We start from the raw sequence: 25,041 nt of genomic DNA on the forward strand, positions 1-25,041 counted from the left end.
ATGGAAGAGGTTTTGGACGTAGCTACAAATGCTTTGACAGACTCAATGGTGGAAAGGCTTGCAAACAGTGTATCCACCATAGCAGAGTTATCTGATGCAATAGCCTCTTCTAAACTCCTTAATACAATAGATAAGCTATCCAAAAACGCTGAAACCTTAGAATCTTCTTTGGATGCCGTATTTGGGCTTTTGTCGGCTATAAATGCAATGAACAACGCTTTTACCGATTCTATGTTAGAAAGGCTTACAGTTAGCTTGTCAAAAATCGTGGAGCTTACCGATTATATATCAAACTCTCAGCTTATGGAGGTTATAGAAAAAATAGCTAAAAACGCAGATGCCCTAAATAAATCTATAGACGCCATAATAAGCTTTTCCAACACTTTGGCGGTGATTGATAACGCTTTTACCGATTCTATGTTAGAAAGGCTTGTTTCTTTTATGGCAGAACTGGGTGAGCTCACAGACGAGGTTAGAAGTGCCGAGCTAAAAACTATGATTCCTATGCTTACTACTTTGGCTAAAGATGGTGGTATGGAAGCTCTTGTAGATACTGCAAAAGCACTCGTTGCCGTAAGAAATGCCCTTTCTGACTCCATGCTAGAAAGGGTGGCATCTGTTGTAGTTGACACTATAGACTATTTTGCCTCTTTAAGAGCCCAAAGTATAGGAAGCTATCTACTGGAATCTGTAAACAAAACCACTAAGGAGTTTTCCGAAAAAGAACAAAAACCAAGTTTATTTGGTTTATTGAAAGAGCTTAAAGATCCTCAGACACTTCAAAGCATTATGTTTGTGTTAGCTCTTATAAAAAATATGCCGCAAGGGCTTGCCAAAGCAACAGGTTGTCAGACATGCTAAATTGAAAGCCGTCCCATACATGGGACGGTGAAAATGATTTTAAGAGTTATTTCAAGAGTTTAAGGCTTCGTAGACTTTACCCACCAAAGCTTCCGATGGTTTTAAAGTTTTAGCACCTTCTTGCCATTTGGCAGGGCAGGCTTCATCTGGATGGCTCATAAGATATATGTTAGCTTTTATTTTTCTTAAAAGCTCATCGGCATTTCTACCAACGTTGTAGAAGTTTACCTCTGATGCTACCAACTTACCTTCTGGGTTTATTATAAATGTACCTCTTAAAGCAAGTCCTGTGTTTTCATCATACACTGCAAAAAGCCTTGAAACCTTACTAGTAGGATCGGCTCCCATTTGGAATTTTATACCTTCCAAAAGTTTTTCATCTCTAGCCCAAGCTAAATGCACATACTTTGTGTCTGTGCTAACAGATATGAGCTCAACGCCGTTCTTTTCAAGCTCATCTTGAATGTTCTTAAGATCAGCCAGTTCTGTGGGACATACAAAAGTATAGTCAGCAGGATAGAAAAACAATACTGTCCATTTTTTGTTTGCTTTAGCTTCTGCTAAGCTAAATTTTCCAAAGGACCCAGTCTTTGGATTATAGGTTTCCATTTCAAAATCTGGTACCATCATGCCAACATGAACATGCTCTGACATATTTCTTACCTCCTAAATAAGATTTGCTATTAAATAATAATAATTTTAAATTAGTTTTCAATGATTTTAATCAAACTCATCTTTTTTTTCTGTTTTCTCTTTTTTTAGGCTTTTAATAAAAACAAAACCTATGATACCAAAAAAAAGCAAAAAAGCCCATACAACGTTTATTAGAAATAACTTGGAATCTCCAGACAGATTTTGTATCATGTTATACCTTGCATCTTTAATGCCATGTCCTGAGGTTTGGATGCTTGTAAAAGCGCTGTTTCTTTCGATACAATACCTCTGTTATATAGCTCTAACAAGTGTGTATCAAAGTCCTGGGTACCGTAGGCTGCTTTGTTGCGTCTTAAAAGCTCTGGTATTTCATCTAGCCTTGTAAGGTCCAACAATATATCTTTTACGGCACCTACATTTAGAAGAATTTCTATCGCTGGAATTACTCCAGACTTGTCAACTCTTGGTAACAACCTTTGGCTAAAAATAGCAACAAGAGAACCTGCTAGCATGAGTTTTATTTGCTCTCGCATCTCCAGTGGAAACATGCCTATAAATCTATTTATGGTTTCTTTTGCATCTATTGTATGAAGTGTAGAAAAAACAAGGTGTCCGGTTTCAGCGGCTTGAAGAGCTATTAGAGCAGTTTCTGTATCCCTTATTTCACCTACAAGTATTACATCCGGGTCCTCTCTTAAAGCTGCCCTTAGACCACTTTGAAAAGACATGGTATCAAGCCCAACCTCTCTTTGGACTACGTAAGATTTTTTATCTTTATAAACGTATTCTATAGGGTCTTCTATGGTTATAATTGTTCTATCGTAAACCTCGTTTATTCTATCTATTAACGAAGCAAGTGTTGTGGATTTACCACTGCCAGTGGGACCTGTTACCAATATAATACCTTTTGTATACTTTAGCACAACATCTTCCATTACCTTTGGCAGGTTTATCTCTTCTGGGCGAGGTATAAAGTTTGATAACACTCTTAGAGCTATAGCTGTATATCCTTTTTGCTTGTATATGTTTACCCTGTATCTTGAAAAATTTGTTTCATAAGATATATCTATTTCTCCTCTTTCTTGAAATTCATTTAGCTTGGCTGGATACTTTTTTGTAAGCTCCTGCACAATATTTTGCATATCCTGTTCTGTGATTACTTGTAAAGACTCCTCTTGGTATAGTTTTTTATGTGCTCTAAAAAAAGGTTTTGCACCTACCTTTAGGTGAATATCCGAAACTGAAGCTTCTTTGGCTTTTGACAATATTTCTAAAAGCATATAAATATTATATCATAGCATTAATTGTTGCCAAAAAGCTTATTTACAAGTTCTTGAGCCCTTTTTTGTGAAAATTTATAATATGTATCTATTGTGGTTTTAATATCAGAATGCCCAACAAACTCTTTTACAATTTCTGCTGAAAATCCATAGTTTACCAAGTTTGTAATATAAGTATGCCGAAAACTATGGATACTAAAATCTATATTTAGTCTTTTGGATAATCTATCTGTATACACTTGCAAAACCCCTCTTTTAACCCTAAAATTATATTCAAAGTTTTCTATCCACTCGTATATTTGGAGCCCGATCTCTATCGTCTTATCCTTGCTAAAGCTTATAACGGGAGTTATGCGTGGTTTGTTCCTTTTCGTCATGTTAGCGTCCAGTCTTATCCAAAGAATATTTGATTTATCTAAAAAAAAGTTATCTGGTCTTAATTTTTCAAATTCTATAAGCCTTATACCGCTGTTGAGAAAAAGGTTGTAGATCTTATAGTATCTAGTGTCTTTTACAGCTTTAAATATTTTTTCTAGCTCGTCCTCGGATAGAGCTTTAGGTGGATATTTTTGTTTTTTCATATTTAAATCTTCTCTAACTTCTTCTATGGCTTTTAATATATCGTTGTAATTTTCCTCAGATAAAATATTTCTTCTATAAGCAAATTTGATATAGTGCTTCAAAGCACTAAAAATAGCCAACATTGTTTGTGGAGACAAAGACGCATAGTCCACAAATTGATATACATTCTTTGATGCTATATTTGATAAATCTTCTTCAGTTTCTAAGTTTTTAGAAACAACATGCGAAAACGTTTTTATATGATTTATATAAGAATTTCTTGTAAAAGCACTCCTTGTCCTCTCTAAATGTTTTATCCAAGCATCTATTATACTCATATATATTTGCTTACAAATTCATCTGCTATGGCTATATTTTTCTTTACAGATGCCACAGACTTCATCCAAAGATCTCTTTCAAAATCCGTCATTGGGACTTTCACAATCTTCTCAACTCCATTTTCACCAAGCTTTACAGGTACACCCACGCACAAATTTTCAGCTTCATAATATTTAGAAGCTTCTTCATCTAAAAGCACAGAACAAGTCAAAACCCTTTTTGCATTTAACGCCACAGATTCTATCATCTCAACCACTGAAGCCGCTGGAGCATGATAAGCTGAAGTACCCATATAATCCACAATCTCACCACCTCCAAACCTAGTTCTCTCTACTAACTCCTTTATCTTTTTTTCATCGATTAAAGTTGATATAGGTATACCACCTACATTTGAAACACCTGCTAAAGGTACCATCTCGTCTCCATGACCACCTATTACATAAGCATGCACATCTTTTGGAGATACGTTTAATTCTAAAGATATAAATGTCCTGAACCTTGAAGAATCTAGTACACCAGCCATTCCTATCACTCTTTTTCTATTGCATCCGAGCAATTTGTATACCGCATAAGTCATTATATCTACAGGATTCGTAACAACTATCACTATAGAATTTTTAGCGTATTTTTTAATCTGTTCTGATATCGTATTCATTATAGATATGTTTATACCAAGAAGATCATCCCTAGACATTCCGGGTTTTCTGGGAAACCCGGCCGTTATTACCACTATGTCAGAACCTTCTAACGCTTCGTAACCGTTTCCGTTTTGGTCTACTACAAAACCACTTATATCAGTGTCTATTCCAAGAGCGCATGCCATTTGGAGCATGTCTAGGGCCTTACCTTTCACATGAGCGTACAGTTTCTCCCCGTCTTTCTTTGGTAAATCAAAAAGCCTTATGTTTACGGCACCTTTGAGTACCAAAAGAGATGCTATGTGTTCTCCTACGTTCCCTGCACCTATAATGGAAACAGTTTTCTTATGCCCCATGTTTATCTCCTATTTTTGGATTTTATATATCTCAAAAGCCCACCACCAAGGAGTATCTCTTTTTGTTTTGGCGTTAGATTGTAAGCGACCTCAACTTCCTCACCGGTAGTTAGATTTCTTACTTTTACGGGTTTGTTCTGTTCTATAGATTTTCTTACATCTGATATTTCTATCTCATTGTTTAAAGAGAATTTATCGTAATCGGCTTTGTTTGTAAATTCCAAAGGTGCTATACCAAAATTAACAAGATTAGCATGATGTATCCTTGCAAAGGATTTGGCTATAACAGCTCTAACACCTAAAAATCTTGGAGCTAAAGCGGCGTGCTCTCTGGATGATCCTTGCCCGTAATTCTCCCCACCTATTATAACGCTGTCGTATCCTTGTTCTTTGTTTTGTTTTGTGCGTTTAACAAATTCAGGATCCACAAGATGATAAACATACTCAGATATAGCGTATATGTTTGAACGAAGCGGCAATATTTGAGCCCCAGCTGGCATGATGTGGTCTGTGGTTATGTTGTCTGTAACTTTTATGGCTACTTTAGCTTTTACGTTGTCTCCAAACGGATCAAAGTCTGGAAGAGGTTTTATGTTTGGACCTCTATATATTTCTACTTTTTTTGCCTCTTCTTCTGGTAGGGGTGGTATTATAGCTTCATCTCCATATGGAAATCTCTCTGGCATTTCTACTTTTTTATATGGGATGTTTCTTTCTTTTGCCAACTTTCTTGGATCTTTTATAACACCAGCTATAGCTGAGGCGGTGCATACTTCCGGAGAAGCCAAATATACGCCAGCATCCTTTGTACCAGAACGCCCTTCAAAGTTTCTATTGAAGCTCCTAACAGATACTCCTTTTGAAGGTGGTGCATATCCCATACCAATACAAGGACCGCATCCACTTTCTAATATCCTGGCTCCAGCCTTCAAGAAATCTAACAATATGCCTGTTTGAGTTGCATATTCAAGAGCCTGTTTTGAACCAGGAGAAACGGCGAATATAGTATCGTCGTTTACCTTTTGCCCTTTTAAAAGCAGCGACGCCCTTGTTAAATCAGCAAAGGAGGAGTTGGTACAAGAACCTATTGCCACTTGATCTACTGGAATGCCTTCTACTTCACTAACTCTTTTTACATTGTCTGGTGAATGAGGACATGCTATAAGAGGTTCTAATTCAGAAAGATTTATAGTTATCACCTCATCGTACTCTGCATCTTTATCCGGTAGTATTTCAACAAAATCTGATTCTCTTCCTTGGGCTTTTAAGAATAACCTCGTTTGCTCATCAGACGGAAATATCGATGTAGTAGCTCCAAGTTCGGCTCCCATATTTGTAATAGTTGCTCTTTCTGGGACCGTTAGCGTTTTTACACCTTCACCAAAATATTCAAAGATTTTACCAACACCACCTTTTACCGTTAATCTTCTTAAAAGCTCCAAAATGATATCTTTTGCACTTACCCAATCTTGGAGCTGACCAACAAGTTCTACACCAACAATTTTTGGCATCTTAAGCGTAAAAGGTTCACCGGCTATAGCAGCTGCCACATCAAGACCACCGGCGCCTATAGCTATCATTCCCACTCCGCCGCTTGTTGGAGTATGAGAATCAGAGCCTATCAACGTTTTACCAGGCTTTGCAAACCTTTCAACATGCACTTGGTGGCATATACCATTGCCTGGTTTTGATAGATAAAGACCGTACCTTTTGGCAACACTTATAAGATATTTATGGTCATCTGGATTTTTAAAATCCGTTTGAAGCATATTGTGATCTATATAACTAACAGACAATTCTGTCTTTGCCCTATCTACGCCCATGGCTTCAAATTGCAAATAAGCCATAGTACCTGTGGCATCTTGAGTTAAAGTCTGATCTATCCTTATAGCTATCTCTTCACCTGGTATAAGCTTCCCGCTTACTAAATGATTTTCTAAAATCTTGTATGCTACTGTACCTTTTGCCATAGGCTATATCAGTCCTCCTTAATCCATGTCTTCTTTAACTAGCATATTTGACTTATCGCTTGAGACGTTGTTATCCACATCAAAAAACCTTGAACTCAATTTTTCTATAACTTTTGGTAAGGTAGTATATTCCATCTCTTCGCTTGGCAATCTGTGTGGTTCAAAAATACCTTGTCTTCTTAATATGTTTGCTATATCAGAGGCTACTTTTCTAGCATAATCATAAGCTTTATCTTTAAACATGTCTCTTGGACCTACCAACATACCGTTGGCTATTTGAAAACCAGCAGCTATTACCCTTGGCGGACCGTCAAATCTTGATGGTGTTGCATCCTCAAAGCCAACTGGCATAATTGGACCATTGTGAGATCCTCTCATCCAGCCCTCTACTATCCAAGGTCTAGCAAAAGGTTCTAAGGCTTCACCCACAGCTGGAAAACCGCTTTGAGTACGTACAATCATTACTGGATCATCTTTTCCTACATACTGGCCAGCTATTAAAGACAATTTTTGAATAGATGCAACTGCAGCTATTTCACCGTCTATATTTCTATGCACCTCTTTAACCACATACTTTGATGCTGAGCTAATAAGAGCTAACAAATCGTAAAGCTCTGATGGAGTGTTTAGTTTAACGGCTTTTCCAGTATAAACGTCTAACACAGTAAAGGTAAAGCCTTCGTGCATTTTTGGATCTATAACAAGACCAGCTGTATTCATGGGACTAGCAAACATCTCGTAAAGAGCAAGGTTCCAAGCGCTAGGTGACGTTTTGTCTGCAAAATATACTATCACCGGCTCTGATGGCCTTTCTTCAAACTCCATTTCAGCAACACCAGGACCTAAACCTTTTATATTTCCACTAAAAGCATCAGTCAACAAATCCTGACCAGCGCCGTATAGTTTAAGCTTTTTAGCTACTTCTGTGCCAGCACTGAAAGCATCCCATGCTAATTTGTGTATCTTTTCGCTATCCACACCATGCTGATGCGTCATAACAAGAGCTATATCATCTCCACAGGTAAGTACTTTTAAATCTATTATAAGATTACCTACAAACTTTCTAACATATTCTTCTGTGGTTTTTACCACATCTGGATGGGTGCAAGAATGACCTACATATCCTCCAATATCTGCTTTGATAACGCTTAAAGTTATTTTCATGGCTTTCCTCCTTAAAGGTTTATTACATATATTTTAATATATTTTCTAGCTTTTAAAATAAGAAATTTTATATAATAGTTTTATGAACAGCCTAAAAACTCTTCATAAAACATATAGAGCTTTACTAGAACCACACAAACTACACGATAGGCTTGGAGATTTGTTTGAATTTTTTGAAGATGCTATCATCGTATCCTTAACGCTTTTACTATTTTATTTAAGCATTCTTGCTATCATAGATATCGGGAGATATATGATATATGAAAAATATACATTTTCTAAGATACTTCCAAAATTTACGTATCTTTTTATTCTAGCAGAGCTTTTTAGGCTTATGATAGTATATTTGAAAGAAAGACGCCTTGATACAGCGCTTATAATAAAAACAACTATCATAGCTGTGTTAAGAGAGCTTTTGATAAGGGCTCCTTATATGCATTTAGATGATTACATTGGCATTAGCATACTCCTTTCAGTCTTAGCGCTTATGTATTACTTGCCTAAATATTTCTTTTTTAAAGATATGAGAAAAGGATATTATAAACGTTTTAAAGTATATAAAAAGGATAAAAAATATATAATTAAACCAGAACCTTTAGAAGAAGGATAATAAACTAAAATTTGCTATTTGAGAATTCTGCCTTATAAATTTTGTCATTCTTATCTACCCAAAAGTTTGCATAAAATTTTCTCTCTTCAACTTCCGGTGGAAAACAATCTACAGCCCCAAAATAATAAGAGTAACCTGTACAAGTGGAGGGATATACGTATCTTCTTACAAATATATAACTAAATATGCGGGAACCATTTTTTAATTTGACAACACTTGAGGGTGGACCAAGCTCTTCGATAAGCTTGCTCAAATTAGCACCCACCAAAGAGTTTACTTTATATGAAATATAATGAGCATAAGCATTTGTACTATTTGCGCAAGAAGATAAAAATATTAAAAAGCCTATCAATAAAGCCCAGGCGGCTCTATGAATTCCTCTTCTACCTCTCTTGAACTTCTTGGTATCTTTATTGAACTTAACCATTTATAAGTTAATATAAGCCAAATTGCTCCTATTGCAACATCAACTATAGACATAGTTTTTGGGCTTGTAAGAAAAATACCACCAAAAAGACCTCCTAGAAAAGCACCAACAAACTGATTCATATTGTAAAAGCCCATTGAAAGCCCCCTTAAATCCTTATGAGTTAACTTTGTCAAAAGAGAAGGCATAATAGGTTCTAGCAAGAAAAATCCAATAAAGAAAAACATTATCAACAAGGCACCTGCTAATACTCCTCTAAATATGAAAAACAATGTAAAACCAACAATCAACGAAAAAATTGCCGTTAGAAAAACCTCCTTCATCTTAGCTTTCCTCTCTGCAACTATGGTGGCTGGCACCATTATAACTAAGGCTAAAAACACTGTGGGAAGATAAACTATCCAATGATGAGACTTCGGAAAATCATGTTTTATAAAATAAATTGGAACCACTGTAAATACGGAAACCAAGAAATAATGAGCCACGGTCACCGAAGTATTTAACATTATTTGATTTTTATCTTTTAAAAGCGTTAAAATGTTTTTCAAAGACGGGTGTATCTCCCTATCTTTGGCATGTACTTTTGGTTCTTTTATAAAAAGCAATATATATATCATAGCTATAAAAGATAGTATACCTGTAATATAAAACATCATTGGAACACCTAAATAATGAGCCATGATAGGAGCTACCACTATAGAAAAAGCAAAAACTATACCTATCGCTGCACCTATGTGGGCAAAAGCTTGTGTTCTTACTTCTTCTCGGGTAAGGTCTGCTGCTAAAGAAGATAAAGCTGAAGAAACAGCCCCAAATCCTTGGACAAACCTAGCTAACACCAGCTCTATGGCCGTATGAGCAAAACCCGCCCAAAAGCTTCCAAGCACATAAGTTAGCATACCTATTGTTATAATGGGTTTTCTACCGTATTTATCAGATAGATAGCCAAACGGAATTTGTAAAAACGCTTGAGCAAAACCATAAGTACCAAACGCCAATCCCACAAGCAAAGGTGTAGAACCAGGCAAACCCTTTGCATAAGGAGATAAAACTGGCAAAAGCAAGAAAAGCCCCAACATTCTAACGGCTATGGCAAACGTTATCCCTAATACCGATTTCTGTTCTTCTTTAGTAAAACCTTTCATATGAGGATATTATAATAACAAATTATAAAAATTTAATAATAAATGATACCAATCATCTACTTTTAAAAGTTGTGCAAACTTTTTTATTTTATGTTATTATATTTTCAATTAAGGTGAGTAGCTCAGTGGGAGAGCGACGCCCTTACAAGGCGTAGGTCGCAGGTTCGACCCCTGTCTCACCTATTTTAAACAAAACTAGGGGACAAACATATGGATGTTAGAAAAGCCGTTATACCTTCTGCTGGGTGGGGCACAAGGTTTTTACCAGCTACTAAGGCAATGCCAAAAGAGATGTTTCCAATAATAGATAAGCCAGTTATCCAATTTATTGTAGAAGAGCTCTTGATGAGCAGCATAGAAAATATAATATTTGTCACTGGAAGGCATAAAAGACCTTTAGAGCACCATTTTGATGTAAATACAGATTTAGAGATTTTTCTCGAGAAAAACAACAAAAAGGACCTACTTGAAAACATAAAAACAGTTTCTCACCTTATAAATCCAATATATATAAGACAAAAAGAGCAGCTCGGTCTTGGACATGCTGTCTTAACAGCTGAGCCCGTAGTAGGTGCAGAGCCTTTCGTTGTCTCTCTCGGTGATATAGTAATTCAGACAGATGTAAACATCATCTCAGAGATGAAAAATCTTTACAAAAAATTTGGGAAAAGTATAGTAGCAGTTTATGAAGTTCCAAGAGAAGAAGTGTATAAATACGGTATAGTATCTGGAAAAGAAATAGAAGATGATATATTTCTAATAGAAAATATGGTAGAAAAACCAGACGTAGAAACAGCTCCTTCGAATCTGGCTATTTTGGGAAGGTATCTTTTTACACCTACTATTTTTGAAAAGCTTAAAAACACAAAACCAGGCAAAGGTGGAGAAATACAGCTCACAGATGCTATGAAGATGCTTTTAGAAGATGAGGCAGTTTACGCTTACAAAGTTAAAGCAAGGGTATATGACACAGGGAACAAGCTTGATTATTTAAAAACTATAGTTGAATTTGCTTTACAAAGAGAGGATTTAAAAGACGAGTTTTTTAGCTTTTTAAAAGATGTAGTAAAAAATAATGGCTTATTATAAATACAATTACGATATAAGCCTTTTAACCGATGAAGATTTGTATCTTTTTAACGAAGGAACGCATTATCATCTTTATGAAAAGCTTGGAGCTCATGTACTTGAAGGTGGAGTATATTTTGCAGTTTGGGCTCCAAACGCAAAAGAAGTCTATGTAGAGGGTAGTTTTAACTTTTGGAATAAAAAAGAATACCCTTTAAGACCCAAAGGAAGCTCTGGCATATGGGAAATCTTCATAGAGGGTCTTAAAAGCTATGAACTTTATAAGTATTACATAGTCTCAAACTTTGGATACGAGGTAGAAAAAAGAGATCCATTCGCGTTTTATACAGAAGTCCCACCAAAAAGTGCCGGTATAATTTACGATATATCTGGCTATCAATGGAAAGATGATTTATGGCTTTCAAAAAGAAGACAGTCAAACCACTACAAAGAACCCATAAGCATATACGAAGTGCATCTTGGTTCTTGGAGAAGAACGTTAGAAAACGAATTTCTATCTTATAAGGATATAGCCCATCAGCTTGTAGAGTATGTAAAAGATATGGGATTTACCCATGTAGAGTTTTTACCTATTATGGAGCATCCTTTTTACGGGTCTTGGGGATATCAAACGCTTTCTTATTTTGCTCCCACATCCAGACATGGAGAGCCAAAAGATTTTATGTATCTTGTAGAACTTTTGCATCAAAACGATATAGGTGTGATACTCGATTGGGTGCCATCTCATTTTGCCACAGACGATTATGGGCTTTCTTTCTTTGACGGGACTCATCTTTACGAGCACATGGACAAAAGAAAAGGTTATCATCCGGATTGGGGGAGCTATATATTTAACTATGGAAGACATGAAGTTAGGGCGTTTTTAATAAGCAGTGCGAATTTTTGGTTTAATAAATATCATGTAGATGGTATAAGAGTGGATGCCGTTGCCTCCATGCTTTATCTTGATTATTCAAGAAAAGAAGGTGAATGGGAACCAAATATTTACGGTGGTAAAGAAAATTTAGAAGCTATTGATTGTCTAAGGAAACTAAATGAAGCAGTATATATCTTTAATCCGGGGATATTTACGGTAGCAGAAGAATCCACCGCTTGGCCTATGGTTACAAAACCCACCTACATCGGGGGTTTGGGGTTTGGCTTTAAGTGGGATATGGGCTGGATGCACGACACGCTAAACTATTTTTCCAAAGATCCTGTGCATAGAAAATATCATCAACAAGATATAACGTTTAGGATGCTTTATGCTTTTAACGAAAACTTCATATTACCGCTCTCTCACGATGAGGTGGTGCATGGAAAAGGTTCTTTGATAGGAAAAATGCCCGGTGATTACTGGCAAAAATTTGCAAATTTAAGACTTTTACTATCTTATATGTATGGAAGTCCTGGTAAAAAGCTTCTTTTTATGGGTAGTGAGTTTGGCCAATTTGACGAGTGGAACCACGATAAAAGCTTGGACTGGCATCTTTTAGAGTTTGATTCGCATAAAGGTATACAAAATTTGGTAAAAGATTTAAACAGACTTTATCACCAAGAGGCTGCTCTTTATGAATTAGACCACGATCCAGAAGGTTTTGAATGGATTGATTTTCAAGACGTAGAGCAATCTATTTTTTCGTTTTTAAGAAAAGCCAAAAACGGTGATTTCGTAATCTGTATTTTTAACGCCACTCCTGTCCCAAGACATGATTATAAAATAGGTGTTCCAAAACCAGGTTTTTATAAAGAAATATTAAATTCAGACTCTATGTACTATTGGGGTTCTAACGTTGGAAACGCTGGACTCATAGAAGCGCATGCTGAACCTTGGCATAAGTTTAACTTTTCCATAAGTTTAACGCTTCCACCGTTAGGAGCGCTATTTTTAAAATTAGCTTAATATTTTATATAGATTTTATATTGATGTTATAAAATATTTCCAATGGGAAATCTTGGTTTTCTTCATTTTGAGGGTTTAGGAGCCGTTATATTGGTTATTATAGTAATAGCTGTGGCTGGAGCTCTTTATTTATCTTATAAGCTTGATAAGGGTGAAGAAGAGGAGATAGACTAACTAAGTAGAGCGTCTACAAACGTTTCCGGATCAAAAGGGTCCAAATCTTCCATTCTTTCACCATCTGCTGTCATATATATTGGTAGTGCTAAATCCTTACATATAGAGATAACGCTTCCACCTTTGGATGTACCGTCTAATTTCGTTATCACCAAACCGTTTATATCTACAGCCTCTTTAAATATCTTTGCTTGAGATATAGAGTTTTGGCCTATAGTAGAATCTATAACTAGCAAAGCTTTCTGAGGAGCTTTTTCATAAGCTTTTTGAATAGACTTTTTAATTTTTCTAAGCTCATTTATAAGTGGTTCTTTCGTATGTAGCCTTCCTGCCGTGTCTATAATTACCACATCGTAGTCTTCTTCCAAACCTTTTTTAGTGGCTTCAAAAGCCACCGATGCAGGATCAGCACCTTCTTGTTTTTTAACTATATCCACTTGAGCCCTCTGGGCCCATACTTCTAATTGCTCTATTGCAGCTGCTCTAAAGGTATCCGCTGCTCCAAGAAGCACTTTCTTATTTTGAGCCTTGTATATGCTAGCCAGTTTTCCTATCGTAGTGGTTTTACCAGACCCATTAACCCCTAAGAACAATATAACAAACGGTTTTTCTTTTTCATTTAAAAGCTCGAAAAATAAATCTTTGTTACCGCAGTTTCTTATAATGCTTAAAAGCTCTTCTTTCAAAAGTGGTTTAAGCTGTTCTGCTGTCTGTAAATTGCGTTTTATAGCTTCTTTTTTGAGATTTTCTACAATATTTAAAACAAGCTTAACGTTTATATCCGCTCTTATTAACTTCTCCTCTAATTCCTCAAAAAGCTCTTCATCTATTTTTCTATTTATAAAAATAGTATTTAGCAAGATAGTATCTTTTGTTTTTTTGAGGGTCTTACTTATTTTTTCAAAGAGGCTTTCTTTTGGTATATCCACTATTCCTAATATCTTTTTGAGGTCAAACAAAAGCTCTTCTACTTCTTTTTTCTTATCGTAAGGAACTATCTGATAAGCTCTATTGATAAATTCTAAAGCCTTCTGGTAATCTCCTATGTGCTTATATAAAAGCCCTATTTTATAAAGACTGTTAAAATCTCCTATCTTTAAATATTCCTCTATAGCTTTTGTGATATATCCAGATTCTTCGTATACCAAAGCCCTTTCTGGAGCTGTACCCACATCTTTATACTTTTCTATAAGCGTATATGCTTTGTAATATTCGTTATTTTTTAAGTATAAATCAAATAGTATTTTTCTTAGTTCTTCGTTGTCTTTAAAGTTTTCTAATATAGATTCTGCTTTAGAGGTTTTACCGCTTTTTATAAGCTCTAATATAGCTTCTTTAGACCCTTCCTCTGCCTTTTTCTCAGTATCCGACTTTTTCCAAAAAAACATATCTATATTCTATATGAAAGTAAAAGCTTTATCAACTAATTTGCTTTTACATTTATGCAGTTTTTACATACTCCGTAGAGAAAAACCTCTACACTAGTAGTTCTGGCTATATTATCATTTTTAACACTGCTTAAATCTATAGATACAGGTTCCATATCGTAGATGCTACCACAATGTTCACATATAAAATGAGAGTGAGGTTCTAAGTTTGGATCAAAATACGTTTTATCTTCTAAGTAAATAGTTTTTGCTAATCCTATATCTACTAATGTATTGAGGGTATTGTAAACTGTGGACAAAGATATATATGGAAATTTTTCTTTTATCATACCATAAAGAGTTTCAGCGCTTGGATGATCTTTGGAATCTAAAAAAAGATCAAGCACATACTCTCTTTGAGGTGTCATTTTATAACCTAACTCTTTCAATTTTCCAATCGCAAACGCTTTCTTCATAAGAAAGAATATAAATTTAAATTTATTATTAAAAATGATTTAAAACATCCTATCAGCACAGTATAGTTTGATGTATTATAGTTTTAGCGGCATGTGTTTATAATATTAAACTAATTTCTACACGATGCGGTATAATAAAAAACTAAACTTAAAAGGAGGTGTAATATGCAACTATTTTTGAACCAGCCGTTCACACCACAAAACAATGTGGTAAGTCAAAAAGTAGTGGGTAATCAGTCCAACAAGTCTGCCACGGTTCACATCTACACAGTCCAAGGTAATACTTTCCAGTACAAGGTATATACCGATGCTAACAACAACATCACCAAAGTAATAGCTATCTCCTCAAGAGAGTTAGCCCCAGTATCTTACTTTATCCAAAACCCACAAAACTGCCAAAAACAGCTTATCACAAGAATACCTCTAAGGATGGCATCCTATGAGTACACCTGTCCCACTGGCACATACAAGTATACTACCTTTGGAACCATAGGTTTTCTAACAACAACAGCGGAGGTGGTAAGATGAAGAAGGTGAACGCTAAACAACTTTTGGCAGTAGGCGTTATAGGCTTAACCCTTGCTTCCTGTGGCGGTGGAGGCGGAGGTGGTGGCAGTTCACAAACCCAAACATAAATATCAGCCAATCCAATAGCGATGAATATTTATGCCGGTAGCAGGATTTTATCATCTGCTACTGTACCATCCAATATTCCAGTTATCGTTGTTTATATCAACGGACAACCAGTAAATCTTTTATTTGATACTGGGGCATCAGGTGTTCTTGTCAATCAGGGAACGTTCCCTATACCTCAGTCAGCTTACACATCACAAACCTTTTACGGACACTTTGGTGATGGCACAGTTTTCTCAGGCACGGTAGCCAACGTGCAAGTTTGTTTAACGTCGGCATCAACAGATTGCATAAATATGCCTGTGGCAGTAAATTCAAACACAAGTGGCACTAATGCTCCATTTCCAACTGGAAATTATATAGTAGGTGACTTTGGAATGGACTGCGGGCAAAATACATTTGCATCTTTTGATAGCACAAATATAATTGTCAATACTTTCTGCCCATTGTATTATCTATGGCAACAAAACCAATACTTTAACGCTTATTCATTAAGTTTCTATCCATTATCTAACACTTACTATGCAACACCAGGCTTTACAACACCAATAGGAAGTATAACGCTTGGAAGTTTTAGTGCAAACAACTTGATTAGCTATACTGGCAATGGAAATGCTCCATATGTGAATGCCAATTACCCTAACAGTCTTACTTACATAACAATATATGATACTGGAACACCGATTATTAGGATGACGAACGACGTATTATCAGCAGAAATACCATACTTCAATATTTATACTGACGGAAACAATTGTAGCGGATCTAACTGGATACAAGGCGGTTATCCTATATCTTATTCCATACCACTTGCCAATAGCTCGTCATCTCTTACAATATCATTTACAACAGAACCACCAGCTAATATGTGTGCAAGCATATTATCAAGTGTATTATCAAACAATCCTGTAATAGTAAAAGACGATACTTTTGATATTGGATCATCTATTTTGGAATGGATGGGACTACCAGAAGTGATAAACCACAACTTCATTTGGCTACTTGGTTCTAACGGAATGGTTCAATATATAAGCATCCAATAAAATTTAAGAGCCTGCTTTATGCAGGCTTTTTAAACATTAACTCACACATTTTATTGTTTTGGTGTTGATTATAAAAATTGCGCTCACAATACATTTACCCCATACAAAAATAGCCATTTTCATTTATAATATTAAGATTGCTAGTCTCCGTAGCTCAGTAGGATAGAGCGCGAGATTCCTAATCTCGAGGCCGGCGGTTCGACTCCGCCCGGAGACGTATAAAAAACTACCGTTGACAGAATATCTATTTTTCTCATTACTTCAAATATTAAAAGCCAAAAATAACATCTATTTTAAATTTACCTCAAATATTTCACTTGATTTCACGAAAAATATATGTTAAAATAAAATATGATTTAAAGCTAAAGGAGGATAGGAAATGGTAAAGAAAGTGCTTCTTAGTCTTTGTGTTTTCTCATCTATTGGTCTTGCACAAGATTTTTCAAGTATCTTCTTGCTAAAACCTTTAGAAATAATTGGTAGTTCAAAAGGTTTTGAGGCTTTTAAAAGCAGTAAAACACTACAAAGAAAAAGCAGTGTGGATTTAGCTCAAGCTCTTGACAATCAAGTTGGTATATTTAACTATTCCAAAGGTCCTATTGCAAACGATATAGTTTTAGATGGTCTAAACAGAGACAATATAAACGTTTTGATAGATGGGGCGAGGCTTTACGGAGCATGTCCAAGTAGGATGGATGTACCAGCTTTTCACATACCTCTAAACTTTCTTCAGGGGATAAAAATCGTATATGGCCCCTACGACGTAACGCACCAAGGTTCTATGGGTGGCTTGGTAGACGTCAAAACCATATATCCAAAACTTGGATTTCACTCAAATTTATCGTTTAATGCAAACTCTTACGGATTTGTAAATCCAAACGTAGAGGCTTCTTACAACAACGGCAAGTTTTACTTTGTGGCAGGGTATTCTTTTAAAACCGCCGAACCTTACAAAGACGCTCATGGTGTCAAAATCACAGATTATATACCAAACGAGTATAAATCTAAACCAACCCATGATTTTAACATAAACTCTTACATGACTAAATTTGGCTTTACACCCACTACAAATACAGATATAGGTTTAGAATATATAAAGCAAAGCGCCAACAACGTGCTGTATCCATTTCTTAGTATGGATGCCATATACGATAGATCAAATATCGTTAATTTTCACATAGACAAAGAAAACATCTCAAAGGATATCAAAAGTATAAACTTCAAAACTTACTATACAGACGTATATCACCTTATGACAAACCAATATAGACCTCAACCGTACATGGCCACCTACGCTCGCACAAAAACCTACGGTTCTTCCATTTCCACAGATGTATTTGATACCACCTTTGGGCTTGATTTTTACAGAAGAGATTGGTATGTGTTAAATCAAACATCAATGGGCATGAGTCCTCCCTACATAATCCCAGATGTGTTTATTACAAACATAGGTGCTTTTACTAAAAAAGATTTTAATGCTTTTAAAAGCCTAAAAATAAACATAGGCCTTAGAATAGACCATACAAAATCATCACCAGACGGTTCTTTGGTGAAAAAAGATCTATCTTACCAAAATATGGGATATTCATACGCTTCACTTTATGGAGCATCACCACAAGACAAAGAAGACACATATCTAAGTGGTTATATAAAGCTTAATAAAACCATTAACCAATACAACAATTTTTACGTTGGCTTTGGGCATACTGTAAGAGTACCAGATCCAGAAGAAAGGTACATATATTTTGTAAACATGGGTAAATATTGGATAGGAAATCCTAACCTAAAACCAGCCCAAAACAACGAGTTTGATGTAGGACTTTCCTCTAATTACAACAGATTTTCTATGAACCTTGATCTTTATTATAGATATATATACGATTATATAACCATAACACAATTTTCTAACCCAAAAGGAAAGATAAACGAATATTGGAATACAAACGCCTATATGAATGGTGCCAATCTAAGCGCTAAATATTTTATAACAGATACTCTTAGCGTATCATCAGAAACCTCCTACGTTAGAGGTTATCAAATAACAAACCAAGCTAAGCACATCACAAGCCCAAATCTACCAGACATACCACCTTTTAGGGAAGTCTTGGCGCTAAAATACGACAACAAAACATACTTTGGTAAAATAGAGACCATCTTAGCAAGCACTCAGGATAAAGTAAACACAGATTTAAACGAGAAAAAAGTACCAGGTTATGGCTTGGTAAACGTATCTGGTGGGATAAATCTTAAAAACGGCATATCGGTAGTGCTTGGGGTTGATAATCTTCTAAATCAAGAATATTACATGTATAACGATTATTACTCAAATCCTTTCAATATAGGAGTAAATTTACCAGAACCAGGACGCACATTTTATATAAACGCTCAATATAGTTTTTAAACCGCGCTTTGTCCATTCTATTGGGGCCTTGTGCCCTTTATTTTTAAAAGCTTTTAAAAAACGCATAATATAAAAAAAATTAGTTTATAATATTTTCATTATGAGTATGGAAATAGAAAACGAAGGGCCTCTTGTAGAAATAGCCGAGTTTTTAAAAGCTTTAGGGCATCCGGTAAGGTTGAGGATTGTGGAACTTCTGATAGAACACAAGCAATGTGTAAAAAATCTTGGGGATGTGCTAGGAATCCCACAACCTAATATATCTCAGCACCTTGCCATACTTCGCTCAAAAGGTATTGTAGGATGGAAAAGAGAAGGACCTATAATATGTTATTTTATCAAGGACAAAAGAGCTATAGAAGTTTATAATTTATTGTTTAAGGAGGTTCAAGATGGCACAAAATGTTGTTGAACTTACAGACGCCAACTGGGAAAATGAGGTCATAAACTCCTCAGTTCCAGTTTTGGTTGATTTTTGGGCACCTTGGTGTGGGCCCTGCAGAATCATAGCCCCAGTCGTTGAGAAACTAGCCGGTGAATTTGCTGGCCAAATAAAGGTAGGTAAGCTAAACACAGACGATAACCCAGGTGTATCCATGAGATACGGTATAAGAGCTATACCTACTATAATGATGTTTAAAAATGGCGAAGTGGTAGATACAAGAGTTGGTGTACAACCAGAAGATGGCTTAAGAAAGATGATCAAAAACAATTTATGATAAACACTCATAAAATTTACGATTGTATAATAGTTGGTGGAGGTCCGGCCGGTCTTACAGCCGGGCTTTATTGTGCTAGAGCCAAGATGGATGTAATACTTTTGGAAAAATCAACACTTGGTGGCCAAATAGCTATAACGGATTTAGTAGAAAACTATCCTGGGTTTCCAGAAGGTATAAGCGGCAAAGAACTTACAAGCAAATTCAAAGCTCAAGCTGAAAGGTTTGGGCTTAAAATCCATAGGCAAGGTGTGATATCTGTGGAAAACGACAACGATAATATTAAAATCCTTAAACTTGACAATGGATCAGAGTTAAGAGCGAAAACCGTCATAATTACCACTGGTGCCCGTATGAGGACCCTTGACGTACCAGGCGAGAAAGAATTTTTAAATAGAGGTGTATCTTATTGCGCTACTTGTGATGGTGCTCTTTTTGAGGATGTGCCAATAGCTGTTGTCGGCGGTGGTGATTCTGCAACGCAAGAAGCGATCTTTTTAACACGCTTTGCCTCAAAAGTTTACCTAATACACAGAAGAGATAAACTAAGGGCAAAACCACTTCTTCAAGACAGAGTTTTCTCTAATCCAAAAATAGAGTTTGTACCAAACAAAGTGGTAAAAGCCATCCAAGGTAGCGATTTTGTTAATTCTTTATTGTTGGAAGATACTAAAACCGGTGAACATTCTATCTTATCCGTAGATGGTGTCTTTATATTTATAGGTATGATACCGGCCACAGATATAGTAAAAGATTTGGTAGAGTTAGATGAGTATGGATATATAAAGGTTAACGATAATATGGAAACTTCAGTATCAGGCATATTCGCTGCTGGGGATTGTAGAAGTGGTCAAACAGGTCAAGTTGTTGTTGCTGCTGGAGAGGGTTGCATAGCTGCCATGGCTGCTGAAAGATATCTACAAAATTCCGAATAAGATCTAATGAATACTTTACAGCAAGCGGTAAATATATGGTATAGCAGTTCCAATACCACAAATATAATAATAGTTTTATGGATGCTGTTAACCGTTATATTTTTATTTTTTTTAATACCATATTTGATAGTAGAAATTAAAAAAAGAAACAAAATAAAAGAAGATTTTTTCAAAAAAGCCAAAGAATATGGGCTAACAGAGTTGGAAGCTGAATTGTTGTGGAAATATTCTACAGATTATAGATGGAACGTATCTTTAGTCTTTAACAATAAAAAGGTTTTTGAAATAGTGGCATCAAAAATTCTGAATAAAGATACATCTTTTGCGGATATTATAAACCAATTAAGGCATAAACTTGGTTTTGACCATGTACCGTGGTTCTTACCTATATCTACCACAAAAGACATAGAACTGTATCAAAGTGGAAAGATTTTGTTTAATGAAAGACCGTACGATGCTGTTGTATGGGATAAAGACGAAAAATATATCTATCTAGCACTTTACAACATAAACAAGAGTCCTATCAAAATAGGAGATATTGTAACGTTTAGTTTTATCACTCAAGACTACGTTCAAACATCTTTTACTTCAAAAGTTATTGGAATATATGAAGATTCTGGTAGGATTTTATACAAGGTAGAGCATTCAGACAAGGTTCTAAGGACACCTATCAGGGACGCAGTAAGGATAGAGTTAAGTTTAAAAGCATATATATATTTTCCTACATCCGAGGAACTGGAAGCTTATGAAAAAGAACAGATTTTACCGGAACCAGAAGAAGATAATCTTATAGAAGGAGTGATAAAGGATTTGAGCATAGGAGGAACAAGGTTTTGCACTAGTATATCTTTGTCTGATCTTCAGAAAGTATTTGTAAAGTTTCGCATATACGATAAAGATTTAATAATATTTGGTACCATAAGAAATAAATTTGATGCTGTAGACCATTTTTGTTATGGTATAAAATTTGAAGATGTAACAAAAGAGCAAGAAGAGGACATAAGAAGCTACATAATAGAGCAACAAAGACTTTTAGTGAAATCTTACAAGTTAGGTGAGCTATGAGCGTACAAAACCATATTGTATTGATAGGCGTTGGTAATATGGGCAATAAATATCTAAACGTACTAAAGCAATTAACCAAGGATATAGTGCTTTGTGATAAAGACATTAATAAAATATTAGATAAAGGTTTTCCCTATGTATGCGATATAGGTGATTTAAATTCATCTATTTCTAAGGCTATCATAGCAACAGACCCTACTCAACATGTAAATATAGCAAAAATGTTGTTGTTAAACACTGGGGCTGATATACTTATAGAAAAACCACCAGCCACATCTTATGAAGAGTTTATAAGCTTGACAGAATTTAAGAATAAAATATGGATATCAGAAATTGAAAGATTCTCGCTTTGCATAAAAGAATTTCCAAAACACATAAAGCCAAAATATATAGAGATAAAAAGACTAAACAAAGGAAGAGGTTATATAAATCCTATATGGGATTTAGCTTGGCATGATTTGTACAATTTATTGTATTTATTTGGAGATGTTAGAATAGAAAACGTTAGAGTTGGGCACGTCTGGGAGCTAACAGGAAAAGTAAACAACGAAATACCGTTTCAGTTGCAAGTAGCTTGGAATCACCATTTTATAGATAGGAGTTGGACTGTTCATACCAACAAAGGAAGCATTTTTATGAATTTTGCAGATGAAGAAATTATCTTAGAGAATGGGACTTCCTATACGAGAAAAGACGGCAACAAGCTTATGGATATGTTAGGGCAGTTTTTAGATGGCTTAGAAGATGAATCTTTTGATAGAGCGGCTAAAATATTAAAAATGTTAGATAATATAAAAGATGAAATTGGTAGTATATAAAAAGAATGATGTAATATTTTCAATGCTTTTTAAAAGTAACGAACTTTTAGATATTAAAGTAGACAATTTAAACGATCCTGAATATAGCTCATCTATTTTTTTAGGTAAGATAAAATCTATCGCAAACGGAGTAGAAGGATATTTTGTTGATATAGGTTTAAAAAAAGATGGGTATCTGCCTTTCAAAGAAGCTGATAAAGAATATAAAATAGGAGATTATGTTGTTGTTCAAGTAAAAAAAGAACCATCCAAATTTAAAGGAGCTAAATTAACCACCAAACTCTCTTTTAAAGGAAAGTACATAATATATTATGAGGCTGATAAATCTGTAAAAACCTCACATCTTTTTGATGAGAATTTTAAAAGCGATTACATTGATAAAGTTTATAGGCTTTTAAGAGAAAAAGAATCTGTAATTATTAGGACTCAAGCTAAAAATGTAGACATATCGAGAATAGGACAAGAGTTGGAATTTTATAGGAAAAAAGCAAAACTCATAAGAGACATATCTCACAAAGCTATTATGCAATTAGAACCTAAAGAGCCATGCTATGTATCAATGATAAAAGATTATGTTGGTGGTATAGAGAAAATTGTAGTATCTGATATAAAAGTTTACAACAATATAGTGGGTTTCATATTGTCAAACGATTTAAATATAAACGTTGAAATGATTATTGATAAAGAGAGTTTAGAAAACTTATACGAAGTAGAAAAGCACATCAACAGGCTTTTAAGCAAGTATGTATGGTTAGAAAGCGGTGGTTTTTTAGTAATAGAAGAGACAGAGGCTATGACTACAATAGATGTAAATAGCGGTAAAAATACCTGTGATTGTATAGAATCAAGTTCTTACTCCACAAACCTGGAAGCAGCCAAAGAAATACCAAGACAAATAAAGCTTAGAAATATAGGTGGTATCATAATGATAGATTTTATTTTCATGAAAGATCAAGTTCATAGAAAAGAGGTGCTTGATGTATTGAAAAATGGCTTTTCAAAAGACAACGTCCAAACCACAGTCTATGGATATACGGCTCTTGGGCTTATGGAGATAGCAAGAAAAAAAACTGGAAGAAGCTTATTCCAAACCATAAAAGCATCTAAACAAGAAAATATGCCAAGTGTTGTATGAAAGAGTTATAATAATTACTTATTACATTTTGGAGGTTTTTAGGAAATGGCAAAACTCAAAGGACTAAAATGTAGAGAATGCAAGCGTGAATATCCTATAGAACCAATACACGTTTGTGAGTTTTGTTTTGGTCCTTTGGAAGTAAATTATGATTATGATTATATTAAAAGCACAATAAACAAAGAAAACATATCAAAAGGTCCAAAAAGTTTATGGAGATACATAGATTTGTTACCTGTAGAAAATCCTACCGTTGGGCTAACAGCAGGCTTTACCCCTCTTAAAAAAGCAGATAAACTTGGAAAAATACTTGGTCTTAACAATTTATATATAAAAGATGATTCGGTAAACCATCCAACACTTTCTTTTAAAGATAGAGTTGTATCTGTAGCTTTATCCAAAGCAAAAGAATTTGGTTTTGATACCGGGGCTTGCGCATCCACCGGTAATTTGGCAAATTCTGTAGCAGCTCATTGCGCTCAATCAGATCTAAATTGCTACGTTTTTATACCTGCAAATCTTGAATCCCAAAAAATTATCGGTAGTCTTGTTTTCAATCCTACAGTGGTGGCAGTAAATGGAAATTACGACGATGTAAACAGGCTATGCTCAGAAATTGCCAACGATTTAGGATGGGCTTTTGTAAATATAAATATAAGACCATACTATGCAGAAGGTTCAAAAACCCTTGCTTTTGAAACTATAGAGCAACTTGGGTGGATAGCTCCAGATGCTATAGTAACTCCAGCGGCAAGTGGCTCCCTTTTAACAAAGATTTATAAGGGTATAGAGGAATTTTACAAAGTAGGTTTGATAGACAAATATAACACTAGGGTATACGGGGCTCAAGCCCTAGGATGTTCACCGATAGCCCAAGCTTTTAAAGAAGGGCTTGATTTTGTAAAACCAGTAAAACCAAATACCATAGCAAAATCAATAGCCATAGGAAATCCGGCAGATGGTATTTATGCTCTTGATGTGGTAAGAAAAACTGGTGGCACATGGGAAACAGCCGATGACAATGAAATAATAGAAGGTATGAAGCTTTTAGCTCAAACAGAAGGGATATTTACAGAAACAGCGGGCGGTACCACTATAGCTGTATTGAAGAAATTAGCTCAGCAAGGGCACTTCAAGCCAGATGAAATTGTAGTAGCATATATAACTGGTAATGGCTATAAGACTATGGAAGTATTGGAAGGAAAATTAAACGAGACGATACATATAAATCCAACGCTTAAGGAATTTAAAGAGGTAGTCCTCAAAAGGACTAAAGGAGCTTGATATGGAAAAAGGAAT

The 25,041-nt window shown here is 35.3% G+C and carries 26 protein-coding genes and 2 tRNA genes; 17 read left to right on the forward strand and 11 right to left on the reverse strand.

Going from position 1 to position 25,041, the window contains the following annotated elements:
• Positions 1–861 (forward strand): DUF1641 domain-containing protein, encoded by an 861-nt coding sequence (locus tag HY04AAS1_RS03015; protein WP_012513643.1) that lies wholly within the window; start codon positions 1–3, stop codon positions 859–861.
• A gap of 51 nt (positions 862–912) precedes the next feature.
• On the opposite strand, the gene HY04AAS1_RS03020 is transcribed toward HY04AAS1_RS03015, so the two are convergent.
• The 7 genes from HY04AAS1_RS03020 to fbp form a co-directional block, all read right to left on the reverse strand.
• Entirely contained in the window at positions 913–1,515 is a 603-nt protein-coding gene (locus HY04AAS1_RS03020) for a peroxiredoxin (RefSeq protein WP_012513644.1), read from the reverse strand.
• Between the two features lie 66 nt (positions 1,516–1,581).
• The gene (locus HY04AAS1_RS08480; RefSeq protein ID WP_012513645.1) at positions 1,582–1,725 is read right to left on the reverse strand and encodes a hypothetical protein; all 144 of its coding nucleotides are present in this window, start codon (positions 1,723–1,725) and stop codon (positions 1,582–1,584) included.
• Entirely contained in the window at positions 1,722–2,795 is a 1,074-nt protein-coding gene (locus tag HY04AAS1_RS03025) for a PilT/PilU family type 4a pilus ATPase (protein ID WP_012513646.1), read from the reverse strand. Before HY04AAS1_RS03025 ends, HY04AAS1_RS08480 begins: the two co-directional genes overlap by 4 nt.
• Before the next feature lie 20 nt (positions 2,796–2,815).
• A complete protein-coding gene (locus tag HY04AAS1_RS03030) occupies positions 2,816–3,694 on the reverse strand; it encodes a tyrosine-type recombinase/integrase (RefSeq protein ID WP_012513647.1) in 879 nt (292 codons plus the stop codon).
• The gene (locus tag HY04AAS1_RS03035; RefSeq protein ID WP_012513648.1) at positions 3,691–4,689 is read right to left on the reverse strand and encodes a malate dehydrogenase; all 999 of its coding nucleotides are present in this window, start codon (positions 4,687–4,689) and stop codon (positions 3,691–3,693) included. The genes HY04AAS1_RS03030 and HY04AAS1_RS03035 overlap by 4 nt, the downstream gene beginning before the upstream one ends.
• A 2-nt stretch (positions 4,690–4,691) precedes the next feature.
• Complete coding sequence (locus tag HY04AAS1_RS03040; protein WP_012513649.1) at positions 4,692–6,659, reverse strand: aconitate hydratase; 1,968 nt, start codon at positions 6,657–6,659, stop codon at positions 4,692–4,694.
• Between the two features lie 18 nt (positions 6,660–6,677).
• On the reverse strand, positions 6,678–7,823 hold the full coding sequence (gene fbp / locus HY04AAS1_RS03045) for a fructose-1,6-bisphosphate aldolase/phosphatase (protein ID WP_012513650.1): 1,146 nt from the start codon (positions 7,821–7,823) through the stop codon (positions 6,678–6,680).
• 82 nt (positions 7,824–7,905) lie between these two features.
• On the opposite strand from fbp, the gene HY04AAS1_RS03050 reads away from it, so the two are divergent.
• A complete protein-coding gene (locus tag HY04AAS1_RS03050) occupies positions 7,906–8,433 on the forward strand; it encodes a phosphate-starvation-inducible PsiE family protein (RefSeq protein WP_012513651.1) in 528 nt (175 codons plus the stop codon).
• A gap of 4 nt (positions 8,434–8,437) precedes the next feature.
• Here HY04AAS1_RS03050 and HY04AAS1_RS03055 read toward each other — a convergent pair whose 3' ends face one another.
• Both HY04AAS1_RS03055 and HY04AAS1_RS03060 read right to left on the reverse strand, forming a co-directional pair.
• Positions 8,438–8,686: a hypothetical protein gene (locus HY04AAS1_RS03055; protein ID WP_337954087.1), complete on the reverse strand. Its 249-nt coding sequence runs from the start codon at positions 8,684–8,686 to the stop codon at positions 8,438–8,440.
• Positions 8,687–8,781: 95 nt separating this feature from the next.
• A complete protein-coding gene (locus tag HY04AAS1_RS03060) occupies positions 8,782–10,005 on the reverse strand; it encodes an MFS transporter (protein ID WP_012513653.1) in 1,224 nt (407 codons plus the stop codon).
• Between the two features lie 111 nt (positions 10,006–10,116).
• Between HY04AAS1_RS03060 and HY04AAS1_RS03065 the strand changes: the two genes are divergently transcribed.
• The 4 genes from HY04AAS1_RS03065 (at position 10,117) to HY04AAS1_RS08530 (ending at position 13,150) form a co-directional block, all read left to right on the forward strand.
• Positions 10,117–10,188, forward strand: a tRNA-Val gene (locus HY04AAS1_RS03065).
• A 27-nt stretch (positions 10,189–10,215) separates the two neighbouring features.
• Positions 10,216–11,094 (forward strand): UTP--glucose-1-phosphate uridylyltransferase GalU, encoded by an 879-nt coding sequence (gene galU, locus HY04AAS1_RS03070; protein ID WP_012513654.1) that lies wholly within the window; start codon positions 10,216–10,218, stop codon positions 11,092–11,094.
• Positions 11,081–12,976, forward strand: coding sequence for a 1,4-alpha-glucan branching protein GlgB (glgB, locus tag HY04AAS1_RS03075; RefSeq protein WP_012513655.1), 1,896 nt, complete (start codon positions 11,081–11,083; stop codon positions 12,974–12,976). Before galU ends, glgB begins: the two co-directional genes overlap by 14 nt.
• 42 nt (positions 12,977–13,018) lie before the next feature.
• On the forward strand, positions 13,019–13,150 hold the full coding sequence (locus tag HY04AAS1_RS08530) for a hypothetical protein (RefSeq protein ID WP_012513656.1): 132 nt from the start codon (positions 13,019–13,021) through the stop codon (positions 13,148–13,150).
• Here HY04AAS1_RS08530 and ftsY read toward each other — a convergent pair.
• Together ftsY and HY04AAS1_RS03085 are read right to left on the reverse strand one after the other, a co-directional pair.
• Complete coding sequence (ftsY, locus tag HY04AAS1_RS03080) at positions 13,147–14,538, reverse strand: signal recognition particle-docking protein FtsY (RefSeq protein WP_012513657.1); 1,392 nt, start codon at positions 14,536–14,538, stop codon at positions 13,147–13,149. The genes HY04AAS1_RS08530 and ftsY overlap by 4 nt on opposite strands.
• 35 nt (positions 14,539–14,573) lie before the next feature.
• Positions 14,574–14,993, reverse strand: a complete 420-nt coding sequence (locus HY04AAS1_RS03085; protein ID WP_012513658.1) for a Fur family transcriptional regulator — start codon at positions 14,991–14,993, stop codon at positions 14,574–14,576.
• A gap of 165 nt (positions 14,994–15,158) precedes the next feature.
• Between HY04AAS1_RS03085 and HY04AAS1_RS03090 the strand changes: the two genes are divergently transcribed.
• From HY04AAS1_RS03090 to thrC, 11 genes are all read left to right on the forward strand, one after another.
• Positions 15,159–15,521, forward strand: a complete 363-nt coding sequence (locus HY04AAS1_RS03090; protein WP_012513659.1) for a hypothetical protein — start codon at positions 15,159–15,161, stop codon at positions 15,519–15,521.
• 128 nt (positions 15,522–15,649) lie between these two features.
• Complete coding sequence (locus HY04AAS1_RS03095) at positions 15,650–16,669, forward strand: hypothetical protein (protein ID WP_012513661.1); 1,020 nt, start codon at positions 15,650–15,652, stop codon at positions 16,667–16,669.
• Positions 16,670–16,812: 143 nt separating this feature from the next.
• A tRNA-Arg gene (locus tag HY04AAS1_RS03100) sits at positions 16,813–16,886 on the forward strand.
• Between the two features lie 162 nt (positions 16,887–17,048).
• On the forward strand, positions 17,049–19,070 hold the full coding sequence (locus tag HY04AAS1_RS03105) for a TonB-dependent receptor (protein WP_012513662.1): 2,022 nt from the start codon (positions 17,049–17,051) through the stop codon (positions 19,068–19,070).
• Positions 19,071–19,170: 100 nt separating this feature from the next.
• Complete coding sequence (locus HY04AAS1_RS03110) at positions 19,171–19,482, forward strand: metalloregulator ArsR/SmtB family transcription factor (RefSeq protein ID WP_012513663.1); 312 nt, start codon at positions 19,171–19,173, stop codon at positions 19,480–19,482.
• On the forward strand, positions 19,463–19,789 hold the full coding sequence (trxA, locus tag HY04AAS1_RS03115; RefSeq protein ID WP_012513664.1) for a thioredoxin: 327 nt from the start codon (positions 19,463–19,465) through the stop codon (positions 19,787–19,789). The genes HY04AAS1_RS03110 and trxA overlap by 20 nt, the downstream gene beginning before the upstream one ends.
• Positions 19,786–20,724 carry a thioredoxin-disulfide reductase gene (trxB, locus tag HY04AAS1_RS03120; RefSeq protein WP_012513665.1) on the forward strand — a complete coding sequence of 313 codons (939 nt, stop codon included), beginning with the start codon at positions 19,786–19,788 and terminating at the stop codon, positions 20,722–20,724. The genes trxA and trxB overlap by 4 nt, the downstream gene beginning before the upstream one ends.
• Before the next feature lie 6 nt (positions 20,725–20,730).
• The gene (locus tag HY04AAS1_RS03125) at positions 20,731–21,789 is read left to right on the forward strand and encodes a PilZ domain-containing protein (RefSeq protein WP_012513666.1); all 1,059 of its coding nucleotides are present in this window, start codon (positions 20,731–20,733) and stop codon (positions 21,787–21,789) included.
• The gene (locus HY04AAS1_RS03130) at positions 21,786–22,607 is read left to right on the forward strand and encodes a Gfo/Idh/MocA family oxidoreductase (protein WP_012513667.1); all 822 of its coding nucleotides are present in this window, start codon (positions 21,786–21,788) and stop codon (positions 22,605–22,607) included. Before HY04AAS1_RS03125 ends, HY04AAS1_RS03130 begins: the two co-directional genes overlap by 4 nt.
• A complete protein-coding gene (locus HY04AAS1_RS03135) occupies positions 22,588–23,742 on the forward strand; it encodes a ribonuclease E/G (RefSeq protein ID WP_012513668.1) in 1,155 nt (384 codons plus the stop codon). The genes HY04AAS1_RS03130 and HY04AAS1_RS03135 overlap by 20 nt, the downstream gene beginning before the upstream one ends.
• Before the next feature lie 45 nt (positions 23,743–23,787).
• Positions 23,788–25,026: a threonine synthase gene (gene thrC / locus HY04AAS1_RS03140; RefSeq protein ID WP_012513669.1), complete on the forward strand. Its 1,239-nt coding sequence runs from the start codon at positions 23,788–23,790 to the stop codon at positions 25,024–25,026.
• The last annotated feature ends 15 nt before the right edge of the window (positions 25,027–25,041 follow it).

This window comes from Hydrogenobaculum sp. Y04AAS1 (assembly GCF_000020785.1).
GTDB lineage: Bacteria > Aquificota > Aquificia > Aquificales > Aquificaceae > Hydrogenobaculum.

Excerpts from the sequence above, each read along its gene's own strand:
- HY04AAS1_RS08530 (WP_012513656.1), top strand. The coding sequence starts at position 13,019 with ATGGGAAATCTTGGTTTTCTTCATTTTGAGGGTTTAGGAGCCGTTATA.
- HY04AAS1_RS03125 (WP_012513666.1), top strand. The coding sequence starts at position 20,731 with ATGAATACTTTACAGCAAGCGGTAAATATATGGTATAGCAGTTCCAAT.
- HY04AAS1_RS03130 (WP_012513667.1), top strand. The coding sequence starts at position 21,786 with ATGAGCGTACAAAACCATATTGTATTGATAGGCGTTGGTAATATGGGC.
- HY04AAS1_RS03015 (WP_012513643.1), top strand. The coding sequence starts at position 1 with ATGGAAGAGGTTTTGGACGTAGCTACAAATGCTTTGACAGACTCAATG.
- HY04AAS1_RS03025 (WP_012513646.1), bottom strand. The coding sequence starts at position 2,795 with ATGCTTTTAGAAATATTGTCAAAAGCCAAAGAAGCTTCAGTTTCGGAT.
- fbp (WP_012513650.1), bottom strand. The coding sequence starts at position 7,823 with ATGAAAATAACTTTAAGCGTTATCAAAGCAGATATTGGAGGATATGTA.
- trxA (WP_012513664.1), top strand. The coding sequence starts at position 19,463 with ATGGCACAAAATGTTGTTGAACTTACAGACGCCAACTGGGAAAATGAG.
- HY04AAS1_RS03095 (WP_012513661.1), top strand. The coding sequence starts at position 15,650 with ATGAATATTTATGCCGGTAGCAGGATTTTATCATCTGCTACTGTACCA.
- HY04AAS1_RS03050 (WP_012513651.1), top strand. The coding sequence starts at position 7,906 with ATGAACAGCCTAAAAACTCTTCATAAAACATATAGAGCTTTACTAGAA.
- HY04AAS1_RS03030 (WP_012513647.1), bottom strand. The coding sequence starts at position 3,694 with ATGAGTATAATAGATGCTTGGATAAAACATTTAGAGAGGACAAGGAGT.
- HY04AAS1_RS03090 (WP_012513659.1), top strand. The coding sequence starts at position 15,159 with ATGCAACTATTTTTGAACCAGCCGTTCACACCACAAAACAATGTGGTA.
- HY04AAS1_RS03020 (WP_012513644.1), bottom strand. The coding sequence starts at position 1,515 with ATGTCAGAGCATGTTCATGTTGGCATGATGGTACCAGATTTTGAAATG.
- glgB (WP_012513655.1), top strand. The coding sequence starts at position 11,081 with ATGGCTTATTATAAATACAATTACGATATAAGCCTTTTAACCGATGAA.
- HY04AAS1_RS03105 (WP_012513662.1), top strand. The coding sequence starts at position 17,049 with ATGGTAAAGAAAGTGCTTCTTAGTCTTTGTGTTTTCTCATCTATTGGT.
- thrC (WP_012513669.1), top strand. The coding sequence starts at position 23,788 with ATGGCAAAACTCAAAGGACTAAAATGTAGAGAATGCAAGCGTGAATAT.
- HY04AAS1_RS03085 (WP_012513658.1), bottom strand. The coding sequence starts at position 14,993 with ATGAAGAAAGCGTTTGCGATTGGAAAATTGAAAGAGTTAGGTTATAAA.
- HY04AAS1_RS03135 (WP_012513668.1), top strand. The coding sequence starts at position 22,588 with ATGAAATTGGTAGTATATAAAAAGAATGATGTAATATTTTCAATGCTT.
- galU (WP_012513654.1), top strand. The coding sequence starts at position 10,216 with ATGGATGTTAGAAAAGCCGTTATACCTTCTGCTGGGTGGGGCACAAGG.
- HY04AAS1_RS03060 (WP_012513653.1), bottom strand. The coding sequence starts at position 10,005 with ATGAAAGGTTTTACTAAAGAAGAACAGAAATCGGTATTAGGGATAACG.
- HY04AAS1_RS03035 (WP_012513648.1), bottom strand. The coding sequence starts at position 4,689 with ATGGGGCATAAGAAAACTGTTTCCATTATAGGTGCAGGGAACGTAGGA.
- HY04AAS1_RS03110 (WP_012513663.1), top strand. The coding sequence starts at position 19,171 with ATGAGTATGGAAATAGAAAACGAAGGGCCTCTTGTAGAAATAGCCGAG.
- trxB (WP_012513665.1), top strand. The coding sequence starts at position 19,786 with ATGATAAACACTCATAAAATTTACGATTGTATAATAGTTGGTGGAGGT.
- HY04AAS1_RS08480 (WP_012513645.1), bottom strand. The coding sequence starts at position 1,725 with ATGATACAAAATCTGTCTGGAGATTCCAAGTTATTTCTAATAAACGTT.
- ftsY (WP_012513657.1), bottom strand. The coding sequence starts at position 14,538 with ATGTTTTTTTGGAAAAAGTCGGATACTGAGAAAAAGGCAGAGGAAGGG.
- HY04AAS1_RS03040 (WP_012513649.1), bottom strand. The coding sequence starts at position 6,659 with ATGGCAAAAGGTACAGTAGCATACAAGATTTTAGAAAATCATTTAGTA.